The following is an 11,515-nucleotide window of genomic DNA, read 5'->3' on the forward strand; positions in this document are numbered from 1 at the left end:
TCCCTCCATCGCGGGCCGGGGGATTCCGGCCCCTCTGGGGTTGCCTACCCGGATTCGCGCCTCAGGACTCAGCGCAACGCGTTGCGCTGAGTCCTGAGGCTGTTGCAGTGAACATGAGAATCAAGGAAAAGTTTACGCCCACGCGCGAACAGGATTTGATTTTTGAAATATGGACGAATTGCTCGTCAGGAGGGTAAAATGGTGCCGACGGCAGCCCAAGTTGTAGAGAGCTGGGCAGAGCCGTTGCTTAATGAAGTTGGGTCATCGTCCTAGCGACGGTGGCCTTTCTTTTTGGGCTTCGAGCCCTGCTTGAGTGCCTTGGAAAGGCCGACAAGGGCCGTGAGGAGCGAGACCATAGCGGTCAGGAGCTTCACGAGCTCGGTGAAATCGGTCATGGGCATCACCTCCCATCAAATGGAGGGCTCTGCCCGGCACGAGGGCTGCCGCCAGCAAGGACGATTCTATCAGAGCGGCTGACTCCCGCCGATCAATTCATACTCCTCACCCTCGCCGAATTGCGAGCATGAAAGAATCGGCACTGGATGGCAGCGCGCTAGGGCACCGACGATAGGCTTTCCAAAACTAGCGAGGCGTGTCTCCGCGTGAGAAATCACCGCGATCGACAACGCGATCGTCCATCTGTCGCGACACGGCGCTACCGCTGTGCGCCTGGCCGGCGGCGCGAACACGGTCGTCGCCGGCATCGACAACGTCGCCGGAATAGCGGTTGCGAATCTCCCTTGCGTAGCCGCGACGCGCAAGAAGCTCATCGCGAACCGACGGATCTTCGAGCAGATCTTCATCGCACTTCGGTGCGATGAACTTAGGGAAGAGATTGTAGGCGACGCCCTTGCTCGCCTTTGCCTGCTCGACCCACGCCGAATACGCTTTTTTAAGCCGTTGGATGTAGATCTCACAGCGCTTCTCGTATGGAAGGGCTCGCTCGGCTTCAAGCACGTTATTTTTGAAGGCCGCCTCAAGTTGCTTGACCGCAAACCGACCGTCAAGACGGGTCAGGTTGAAAGTGCACTTCGGGTTGCCGGCCTCTTTGATATCAAGATCTGTCGCATAGACACGATTGTTCTTGATGAAAATGTCTACGCCCCATGAGGCAAGTAATTTTTTGAACTGCTCCATATTCTTCGGGTGGTAGTCGTTGATTGCAATATGGATCAGCTCGCGCAGATTGTTTTTATAACTGTACTCTCCGCGATCGACAATCTCCTTTTCAATATCGCGCGGCTGGCGATCGCGAATCTTCGAATTCTTCTTTCCCTTTTCGAGCTGGGCGAGATTCCAGTCCTTATCGAGTTCGCGGACCCATGAGGCGCGTTCGTACTTTCCATGCCGCCCGCCCGTCTCGCAACGCTTGCCGGTTAACAAATCGGTACGGTTGATCGCCATGTGCACTGCGTAGCGTTTTCCCGCCTTATCGCTTTCTTCGTGCAGCGCGAGAATCACTTGTTGATGCGGATAGTACTTCGCAAGCCATTGCTCCGCGTAGGCCAAACATGCATCGGGGGTCATCTTGCCCCCGTTGCATGAGCATTCTTCCGGAAGGAACGCGAGGATCTGATGAAGCAGGATTACGTTTTTGGCTCCGGCTCTCGACGGTTTGTCGTGATGGAAAACCTTTCTGGTTCTATCCATTTTCGAAAACCAGCGATCGCTGTATTCGATGTTCCAGCCGCCACGCGCAAGCGCATCTTTTCCGTTGATGTATTTACGGACGTTCTTTGCGTAACGGTCGCTCGAAACGCTTTTCTGTTTGATAACCGTCATTTCACATCACCACCGACGAAATAGCGCTTCTCGAGCTCGTCGATGAAACGGTCCAGCTTACGCCCAACTTGATAGACCTTCTCAAGTGTTCGGAAAACCGCCTTCTCGTTATACGCCGGAAGACCTTGTGCATTTACGAAGTACATGAGCTGATTAAGGTTTGTTCCTTCCTTTAAAAGCTCGTGATAAATCTTGTCGATCGACGCCCGATCGAGATCGATTTTCTCAACATTCCCTTTGAGTAGTACGCGACGAGCATACGAACTGACAGTCATATCGAGGGAATCAGCATTGCTTTCAATTATCTTTTTTTCTTCCGGCGAGACCCGGACGTGAATGTCATCGGTTCGGGATTTTTGATCAGCGATTTCCGCAAGACCAAAATCGATATCGAGATCGTCGGTATTGCACAAAGTGAAGCGTATGAGTTCCGCCTCACTCATCTCATGTCGCTTTGCGATTGCAGTGATGACTTTCTTCTCTTCATCGGAAAGAGACGCCTTGATGGTGTGTGGGCGGAGCCTGCTCATGATTCCTCCGGAAAACGAATCAGTGATCGGAGAGGCCTCCGATCAAAACCTGCTATGCGATTCGCTTTCCTTGATGAGGAACGGCTGGCGTCGTTCCAAAAATGAAGAATCGTCGCCGCGATTCTTCATCGCGAAGTTTCAACTTCACGATAACCTTATCGCCGCAGCAGGCGATAAGCAAGGTCTGTGGCGTGGTGTTTTTGGGGTCCGAATGGGCCCACAAAAATGCCACCCACAGTCATCTTGCAATCACCGGTACGGCGATTGGGCGGAACGCAGTGTAGACATGGAATGAGAGGCCTCATTCCAAGCGAGGTGCCTCGCGTTGTCGAAGCGAAAGTGAAGACCGTGAGCGGAAGCGAATTTTTAACGCGAAGGATGCTGAGTGTTGAAAGTTCGCTGTAGCGAGAGCGGAGCGGTAATGCGAATGCGAGGGATGCCGAGTGTTTGCATTACCGCGCAGCGGACTCCGGGCGAGGGCTGGAGCAAGTTGATGGAAGACCTTACCGATTTGCGGAAGTTTTTGCCCGAAGCATCCGGCACCGCCGGATTCTTTTGGAACAGCCTCTCGTTTGATTGCTTTCCTATCGTTTGCTCCCAGACTGGGCGTCTAAAAAAGGCGGCCGAACCGGCCGCCCACAAATAAATAATCATTTACCGAATGTAAGAGGAGAGGAACATATGTCCATTATTCCCAGTGACCAGCAACATCGACGACCCAATGCTGCCCCGTAGCCTTCTGTTCATAATGTCCCTGGTCCTCAGAGGTAGTATACGAATCATTGATATATGCTCCATGGTCTTGACCTTGTTCCCACATTGCGTCACTATGAGCTGACCAAGCGGCTATAGAGTCGAAAGATGCACCGCATGCACTACAAATGTAACGTTCATGACGCGTATATACCACATTCGGCACCCAGACCTGGCTGTAATCAGTCTCCCAGTGGCCCTGCTCGGCAACCCACTTCTTCTGGCTACCGCCGTTGGAAGAGGAATTGTTGCTGCCAGAGCCCTGCGAATTGCCGGAATTCTGCTTGGACTGGGAGGAATCGCCCTTGCTGTCCGACTTCGAGGAATCGGAAGACTTGTTATCCTCCTTCTTGGAGTCATCGGACTTCTGGTCCTTGTCGTCGGATTCTTTCTTCTCCTCGGTCTTGGCTCCAGAGGCCTGCGTCGCCTTTTCTTCGCTTGGCTTCTTTTTGTCTTTATTCTTTACCGCTGTGGCAGCCCTTTCCGTAGAGCCGCTTCCTTGCTTTGCAACGCTGGCACATCCAAGTTGAGGTGCCGAAAGGCACACCAGAAGCGCAACGATAATAGCATTTGTTCTCACACCGATCTCCCTGTCCATGAAACCGGGCGTTGGACACTAGCCGGTATCCAACGCCCGGTTCGCTTTTACATCTGCTCGCGGCGCTTCTTTTGATTGAGAAAGACGCCGGCTGCCACGAGGACGGTACCGCCGATGACGAACGTCTCGCCGATGAGTCCCGCGCGGTCACCGGTCTGGGCGAGGTTGCCGGGCTGGGCGGTATCCGTGCCGGCGAGGTGCTTCGGGGTGTATGCCGCCTGCTGCTTTGCCGCCTCCTTTGCCTCCTGTCGTGCGATCTCATCGGAAAGCTTCTGCTCCGCTGCGATGCGGTCGGACTTCGCCTGCTCGTAGGCGGCGAGTGCCGCATCATAGCCGGACTGGAGCCCGTCCACCGCGGCCTGCTTCTCGTCCAGGATGGCCTTGGCAGGAGCGACCTTGGCACGTGCCTCGACTGCTGCGGCGAAAAGCGCGTTGAGGGCGTCATCCGCGTTCACATCATGGCCGGAAGCGATCGCCGCGCCGGCATCGATGGAGTTCAGCTTCGACAGCTTGGCGTCTGCCTGCGCCTTTGCCTGCTCGGCGGCGGAGACCAGGGACTCGGCGGCGATGGCATCCGCCTTCGCGGCATCGAGCGCAGCCTTGGTGTCATTGACAGCCTTTACTGCATCCTGCTCGCGCTGCTGTGTCTCTGCGAGCTTCGCGGCAAGACCGGTGAGGATGTCGAGGTTCGACTGTGCGCCCACAAGATCGGTCTGGGAGCCGGTGAGCCTATCGGCGGCAACGCCGGTGTCGGCCTTTGCGGCATCGACGGCACGCTGGGCATCCGCGAGGGCGCGTGCGGTGCCGTTCGCCTTTTGCTTGGCGGCTGCGAGGACTGCCGCCTTCTCGGCCTGGTCGGCTGCCGCCGCGTCATGGACGCTCTTTGCGGTATCGACCGCCTTCTTGGCGTCGGCGACGTCCTGGAAGAACTTCGCGAGGTCGGCGTTCGCATCGTCCACGCCCTGCTGCTTAGCAGCGGTGTCCGCCTTGGCGGAATCCAACTTAGACTGTGCGGTCATTACGGCTGCGTTGGCAGCATCAAAGGCGACCTGCTTCTGCTGGACGGTCGACTTTGCCGTATCGACTGCCGCGTTGGCGGCATCGAGGTCCGATTTCGCCGCATCAAGCTCGGTCTGGGCATCCGTGACGCCCTGCTGCTTGGCGGCGACATCAGCCTTGGTGGCATCGACGGCACGCTGGGCATCGGCAACACCCTGCTTTGCGGCATCGACACCTGCCTGTGCGGAATCCACCGCGACCTGCTTCTGCTGGACGGTTGTGGCGGCGCCGGCGGCTGCCTGCTTCTTGGATGCGAGATCGGCCTTGGCTACGTCGAGTGCGCTCTTGGCGTTCTTGAGGCCGTTGATATAGGAGGTCAGCTTCTGCTCGTACTCGTCGACGGACATGGGATTCATGTTCCAGCCTGAACCTGCCCAACCAAGGTTTGCGGTATCGAGGCTGTCGGTCTGCCAGCCGTTCAAGGTTCCCTTGCTGCAGACTGCCATGCCCATATAGCCGATTTCGGGGCTGATGACATGCAGGTAGTGACCGACGGTTGCGGGATATCCGGCAACCTTGAAGTGCTGGTTGACATAGGATTCAATCCCGCTATGCGTCTTGTAGAAATCTACGGCATCCTTACCGGTTAGACCGGTGACGCCATAGAGCTCCTGAACCGCCTGATCGAAGAAAGCCTTTTCTTGGTCAACCCACTGCGGTTTCGGATCGGTTCCATAATTCCATGCGAGGTTTTCGGTCGTATCGAACTGCATGGAATGTCCAAACTTGACATCGGAATAGTTTGCGTTGGCTATCGCCGCTGCAATGAGCTTATAGGTGACCTGGAGTTCGGAGAGACCGACGGACTTGCGATACTCGTTGATGGACTTCATGTACGGGATTGCCGCGAGCATGTTGTCGAGACTGGTCGCATCGAGGCTGTTTCCGACCTCGGTGTAGTCCTTGTGTGTACAGTTCTGGATGATCTCGATGGCTGAATCGGCACCCATGGCCTTGAAGAAGCCGATGGCTCCCTGCTTGAGTTGTGCGTCGGCGGAGTCGAGTTTCGCCTGTGCCTCGTCGACCTTCTGCTGGGCGGCGGTCACGGCCGCGTCAGCGGTATCCTTTGCGGTCTTGGCGTTCGCGAGCTCTACGTCGGCGGCTGCCTTGGCGGACTCGGCGTCCTTGACAGCCTGCTTCGCGGCATCCAGCTTGGCGATGGCATCGGCGTTCGCCTGCTTGGCCGCATCGAGGTCGGAGTTCGCGGCATCGAGTGCGGACTGGGCGTCGTTCACGCCGGACGCGGCATCGACCGCGGCCTGCTGCTTCGCAGAGAGGGATGCCTGGGCATCATTCAACTCGGTCTGCGCCGTTGCTGCAGCGGACTGCGCCTGCTCGAGCTCGGACTCGCACTGGGACTGCACAGCTCGAGCGGCGGCGAGGGCTGCCTCCGCGTCCGCGACCTTCTGTTTTGCCGCATCGTACTCCGGGCCGCTGGCGCCTGCCTCCGCTGCGGCGAGGTCGGCTTTCGCCTTCTCGTAGGCGGCGCTGGCGGCTGCGGCCTTCGCATCCGCCGCGTCCTTGTTCTGCTGGGCTGCAGTAAGGACGGCATCGGCGGAATCCTTTGCAGACTGGGCCGCAACCAGCTTGGACTGGGCATCGGCAAGCGTCGCGTTGGCGTTGGCGAGATTGGCCTGTGCCCTGTCCACGGCAGCCTGGGCGTCGCGCACGGCCTGCTCGGCGGCACTGATTGCCTCCGGGGTGGCGCTTACGGCATCGGCCTTGGCTTTATCGAGGGCATCCTTGGCATCCTGGGCCGCCTTGAGGGCGGACTGGTACGCTTCGTCCTTCTCGGACGCATCCGCCTTGGCGTCTGCGAGACCCGCCTTCGCCTGCTCGAGGTCCTTGCCGGCGGCATCGGCGGCGTCCTTGCCCTCCGCGACCTGACGGGCATACTCGTCCATTGCCGCTCGGTCGGCTGCCGTGCCGGCGCTGACTGCCGAATCGTAGGATGCCTTGGCCTGGTCGCGGGCGGAAGCCGCCTCGTTGTAGGGACCGGCGGCCTCATCGTAGGATGCCTTGGCGGCGTCCTCCTTCGCCTTCGCCTCGTCGACTGCCTTCTGCAGGTCCGCGATGGTCTGTGCGGCGGATTTCGCGCCGGTACCGGATGCCGCGCCGGCATGGGCGGCGATCGGCGACATCACGGCGGGGTGCTGCGTGGTCCCGTCACCGGTCTGGGCGAATGCCGTGAACGGTGAGATGAGACTCGATCCGGTCATGGCGGCCATGGTCGCCGCGGTGACGGTCAGACGCGCGATCCCCTTCGGAGTGTGAATCTTTTTGTTTGGCAGTGCGGCGAAGTGATCGCCGCCGGCAGCGAAGTGCTTTCCCTGAGTCATTGCTATTCCATTCCTTTTCCGTGCCCTATCCGACTGGGCATCAGAGTGCTTTCCAATAGAGATAATTATGCGCCTTAACAGGGATTGTTGTATATAGTCCGTTGGCTTTTATACAACAATCCATGACTCTTTTTGTCATGGATATCTCGCCGCTACAACAATCCTTTGGTCTACGCTGCAAAGAACTAAGATCAGAGTCTGGTTACTCTCAAGTGCAATTTGCGAATCACATCGGCATGGACAGGTCTTACTACGCCTCGATAGAGGTTGGGCGAAGAAATGTCAGTCTTTCTAACCTCTCTAAAATTGCCAATGGATTCAACATATCAATTGCTGCACTTATGACTGGTGTCACTGATAAATCGGATTAGTCCATCATCAGCGAACGCAGTGAGCGTATCAATCGACGGCGTAGCCGGCGGCAAGGTCACGGCACGTGACCGCGCAGCGAGCTTTGCGAGCGAAGGGGACGGCATCGCCGTCCCTATTTCTTTATAGTATATTTCTCTATTAATTGGTCTCACCAAAATGGGTATAGCACAAGCTTCTGAACAGGCGTTTTTATCAAAAACTCAAAGCAGTCAAATCATCAAAATGGTGAAATTATTTACCCAAAAGAGGGAAGCACATCACCAAAATGGAACCGACTAACGGCTGTTGAAAACTTTTTATCCCCAAAATGGTGATTTCCTGTTTTCAGTGGAAAACTCGGTAAGTTAAATAATTTACTTACCAGATTTACAAACAAAAGCAGTTCTTAGCCCTAAAACCAGAACAGGTCAGAAGCAAAAATAACTCCTGACCTGCGATTTTCCTGGTGCCCCCGGGCGGATTCGAACCGTCGACACCCGCTTTAGGAGAGCGGTGCTCTATCCCCTGAGCTACGGAGGCATGTTGTACTAGTGTAGCAGATTTACACCGCTACCAATGGCTAGTTGCCTTTGTGGAAAAGGTTCTTGATGACGGAGGGGATGCTCTTGGCGCCCTTGGCCGTCACATCGATAAAGTCGGGCGAACGAACGAGCTTGTCCTCGTCAATGTACTTACGCACCGCGCGAAGCGTTTCCTTGTCATTGCGCGTCGAAAACGTAAAGTGGCCATTCTCTTTGGTAAAGATGGCAAAACGCGTAATCTTCTTGGTGCCGCGCAAAACCTCGGCGGCAATATAGTCGACCTCGTCCCACGGGATTTGGATATAATCCTCGGGATTACGCTCGTTATAGTACTCAAACGCCTTATTGCCCACCATCACGTTACCGTGACTGGTAAGCCCCATCAGGCAGGTTGCCGGCGTTGCCAGATCGACCGTGCTGTTCTGAGATTGCGCCATACGCGCCTCGCCCTCCAATAAAAACAATCGGACCGCATCCAGTGTACCCACCGGGTGCGGTCCGTTTCAATGGCTCAAAAGCCCTTGCCTAGCAACTCTCGGTCTTAAGCCGAAGCGTGCTTACATGAAGCCGCAGACGCGACCGATGATGCCGACGGCGAAGAGAGCCAGGATGATGACGATCGGGCTGACCTTCTTCTTGAGGAGCTTGCAGACCAGAAGGGTCAGGCACACGGCGGCAAGGCCGGGGATGAGCTGATCGAGGTTGGCCTGAAGCGTGGTGACCTTCACCGGGTCGAGTGCGTTGGCACCGACAGAGCTGTACATCGTCAATGCCTGCTTGATGCCCTCAGAACCGGCGGGCAGGTTGGCCCAGTCGATATAGGCGCCAGCGGACTGCGTGACCTTGGAGACGACCGGGGTGAAGGAGATGGACACCCAGCGCTCGACCAGGGCGCCGATGATGAACATACCCAGGATGGAAGCACCCTCGGTGACCTTGCCCATCAGACCGCCGGAGAGGTCCTTGGCGATGGAGGAGCCGACCTTGTAGCCAAACTCCTGCGTGTACCACAGGAAGGCGTAACGGATGATGTTCCACGCGAAGAAGAACAGCAGCGGACCGGCGATGCTGCCGGACAGGGCCAGGGAAGCGCCCAGTGCACCCAGAATCGGGCGAAGGGTGAACCAGAAGGCGGGGTCGCCGACGCCGGCGAGCGGGCCCATCATACCGACCTTGACGCCCTGAATGGCGACGTCGTCAATCGGAGCACCGTTGGCGCGCTCCTCCTCGAGGGCGAGGGTAACGCCAATGACGGGGGCGGAAACATAGGGGTGGGTGTTATAGAACTCCAGGTGGCGCTTAAGAGCGGCAATCTGGTCATCCTTGCTGGTGTAGAGCTTCTTGATCGCAGGGATCATTGCGAAGCACCAGCCGCCGTTCTGCATACGCTCGTAGTTCCACGAGCCCTGAAGGAACTGATGACGGAAGCAAACCTTCTTACGGTCAGCCTTGGTGAGCTGAATCTTGTTCTCTGCCATATGTATCACTCCCCTCCTACTCGTAATCGTTCAGAATGTCGCCGAGCGGGTCACCGGAGCCACCGCCCATGCCGCCACCCTGCTTGGCCAGATCCTTAAGGCCAAGGTAGATGAGGGCAAGGGAGATGCCGATGAGGCCAAGGGCGATCAGCGTGAGCTGAGGGATGGCAGCAAGGACAAAGCCGAGGATGAAGAACGGCCAGGTCTCCTTGGTGGCCATCATGTTGATGACCATGGCGTAACCGACGGAAGCGACCATGCCGCCGCCGACAGCCATGCCGCCGGACAGCCAATCGGGCATAGCGTTAAGCGCGTTGGTAACGGCCTCGGCCGGGATGATGCACAGAAGTACTGCCGGGATGGCGATACGAACACCCTGCATGAGGATGCCGGCGTACTGCCAACGCTCGATGCCGGCGAAGTCGCCCTTCTCGGCGCAGGCGTCCATGGCGTGAACCATAGCGGTAGCCAGGGTACGGCAGATCATGGTCAGGAACAGACCAGCGACCGACAGCGGGACGGCGACGGCGATGGCGGCGGTAACGGCCTTGGCCGAATCGGTGGCGCCGCCGTTGAGGGCGAGCACCATGATGATCGAAGAAGCGACCGAGGCCAGAGCGGCGTCAGGCGCGACGGCGGCGCCGACGTTAGCCCAGCCAAGGGCCATCATCTGGAGCGAACCGCCCAGGAGGATGCCCTCCTGAAGGTGACCGGTTACGAGACCGATAAGCGTGCATGCCACGAGCGGCTGATGGAACTGGAACTCATCCAGAATGCCTTCCATACCGGCAAGCAACGCGACAATCGCAACAAGCAGAATAGTGATTGCAGACATGTATCGGACCCTCCTTTACTATGCTTGAGCGGCCAGTTCGGCCTTAGCTTTCTTCAACATGGCGTCGAGATCCTCGGAGGAATCCGAAGGAACCTTGCGGACCTCGAACTTGACGCCCTTGGCCTTGAGAGCCTCGATGGTCTTGACATCGTCATCGCCCATAGCGACAGCGTTAGTGACGACGACCTTGCCCTTGGAGTGGGCCATGGAACCGATGTTGGCTTCCTTGATGTCGACGCCGGCCTCGATGGCCCTGAGCAGATCCTGCGGGTTCTCGAACAGCAGCATCGCCTTGGTGTCGCCAAAGCGCGTGTCCTTGACGACCTCGGCCATCTTCTTGATAGGCACGACGTTGGCGTGGACTCCCGGAGGGGCAGCCTGCTCGATCATGGTCTTGCGGAGCTCGTCGTGAGCAACGCCGTCGGAGACCACGATGATGCGGTTGGGGTTGATCTGCTTGGTCCACGTGGTGGCCACCTGACCATGCAGCAGGCGCGTGTCGATACGGACGTGGGCGATCTTGATGTGCCCGTCGCCGATCACCGTTCCCGGAGGAATGGCACCCGCAGGAGCAGCGGCGGCCGCAGCCGGCTTCTTCTCCTCGGGCTCCAGGGACTCGGGCTTGACGCGCACGCCGGCCTTAGCCTCAGTCACGAGATGTTTTGCGATCGCATGTGCAGTGTTCTTTGCGTCAAAGCGCTGCGAATATGCCTCGATGAGCATAGGCAGGTTGACACCGGTGACGATAGCCCAGGAATCGTGGCCCTCGATGAGCCCGCTGATCTGGTTGAACGGCGTGCCGCCCCACAGATCAACGAGGAAGAGCACCTGCTCCTGGTCCTCGAAGGAAGCGATTGCCTCCTCGACCTTGGCACGGAAGTCGTCGGGGCCCATGCTCGGCTCGAGCGAGACCACGGCAACAGACGGCTGATCGCCAAAGACCATCGAGCCCGTCTGCTTGATTCCAGCCGCCAAGTCACCATGGCTAGCAAGAACAATACTTACCATCACATAACCTCCTTTTTGTCTACGTAATTCCTACACGACAGTTATGGAGTATAGCTGCAAATACAGCAGAATTGTTTGAAAAACTGCAAAAGGTAGCATTATTTGTTTAAACTCTTGATTCTCATGTTCACTGCAACAGCCTCAGGACTCAGCGCAACGCGTTGCGCTGAGTCCTGAGGCGCGAATCCGGGTAGGCAACCCCAGAGGGGCCGGAATCCCCCGGCCCGCGATGGAGGGAGG

At 57.5% G+C, this 11,515-nt stretch carries 10 protein-coding genes and 1 tRNA gene; 1 reads left to right on the plus strand and 10 read right to left on the minus strand.

What is annotated here, in order from left to right; genetic code table 11:
- Nucleotides 1-269: 269 nt before the first annotated feature.
- The 5 genes from AAAT03_RS09655 to AAAT03_RS09675 all read right to left on the minus strand — a co-directional run bounded on the left by AAAT03_RS09655 (nt 270) and on the right by AAAT03_RS09675 (nt 7,061).
- Nucleotides 270-395, minus strand: a complete 126-nt coding sequence (locus AAAT03_RS09655; RefSeq protein ID WP_255413117.1) for a hypothetical protein — start codon at nt 393-395, stop codon at nt 270-272.
- A 187-nt stretch (nt 396-582) separates the two neighbouring features.
- A complete protein-coding gene (locus tag AAAT03_RS09660; protein WP_349103217.1) occupies nt 583-1,782 on the minus strand; it encodes a relaxase/mobilization nuclease domain-containing protein in 1,200 nt (399 codons plus the stop codon).
- Complete coding sequence (locus tag AAAT03_RS09665) at nt 1,779-2,312, minus strand: hypothetical protein (RefSeq protein WP_349103218.1); 534 nt, start codon at nt 2,310-2,312, stop codon at nt 1,779-1,781. Before AAAT03_RS09665 ends, AAAT03_RS09660 begins: the two co-directional genes overlap by 4 nt.
- A gap of 688 nt (nt 2,313-3,000) precedes the next feature.
- Nucleotides 3,001-3,645: a hypothetical protein gene (locus AAAT03_RS09670; RefSeq protein WP_349103219.1), complete on the minus strand. Its 645-nt coding sequence runs from the start codon at nt 3,643-3,645 to the stop codon at nt 3,001-3,003.
- A 65-nt stretch (nt 3,646-3,710) separates the two neighbouring features.
- Entirely contained in the window at nt 3,711-7,061 is a 3,351-nt protein-coding gene (locus AAAT03_RS09675) for a CAP domain-containing protein (RefSeq protein WP_349103220.1), read from the minus strand.
- A gap of 137 nt (nt 7,062-7,198) precedes the next feature.
- Here AAAT03_RS09675 and AAAT03_RS09680 point away from each other — a divergent pair, with 137 nt between their 5' ends.
- The gene (locus AAAT03_RS09680) at nt 7,199-7,432 is read left to right on the plus strand and encodes a helix-turn-helix transcriptional regulator (protein ID WP_349103221.1); all 234 of its coding nucleotides are present in this window, start codon (nt 7,199-7,201) and stop codon (nt 7,430-7,432) included.
- A 444-nt stretch (nt 7,433-7,876) separates the two neighbouring features.
- Here the strand turns inward: AAAT03_RS09680 and AAAT03_RS09685 are convergent.
- From AAAT03_RS09685 to AAAT03_RS09705, 5 genes are all read right to left on the minus strand, one after another.
- A tRNA-Arg gene (locus tag AAAT03_RS09685) sits at nt 7,877-7,952 on the minus strand.
- A 40-nt stretch (nt 7,953-7,992) separates the two neighbouring features.
- Nucleotides 7,993-8,391, minus strand: a complete 399-nt coding sequence (locus AAAT03_RS09690; RefSeq protein WP_117564941.1) for a DUF956 family protein — start codon at nt 8,389-8,391, stop codon at nt 7,993-7,995.
- Nucleotides 8,392-8,511: 120 nt separating this feature from the next.
- A complete protein-coding gene (locus tag AAAT03_RS09695) occupies nt 8,512-9,432 on the minus strand; it encodes a PTS system mannose/fructose/sorbose family transporter subunit IID (RefSeq protein WP_117564942.1) in 921 nt (306 codons plus the stop codon).
- 16 nt (nt 9,433-9,448) lie between these two features.
- On the minus strand, nt 9,449-10,267 hold the full coding sequence (locus tag AAAT03_RS09700; protein ID WP_117564943.1) for a PTS mannose/fructose/sorbose transporter subunit IIC: 819 nt from the start codon (nt 10,265-10,267) through the stop codon (nt 9,449-9,451).
- Nucleotides 10,268-10,285: 18 nt separating this feature from the next.
- Nucleotides 10,286-11,275, minus strand: a complete 990-nt coding sequence (locus tag AAAT03_RS09705) for a PTS sugar transporter subunit IIB (protein WP_089573275.1) — start codon at nt 11,273-11,275, stop codon at nt 10,286-10,288.
- Nucleotides 11,276-11,515 lie beyond the last annotated feature (240 nt).

Origin of the sequence: Collinsella sp. CLA-AA-H167, assembly GCF_040095305.1 — a bacterium.
In the GTDB taxonomy this organism is placed as follows: domain Bacteria; phylum Actinomycetota; class Coriobacteriia; order Coriobacteriales; family Coriobacteriaceae; genus Collinsella.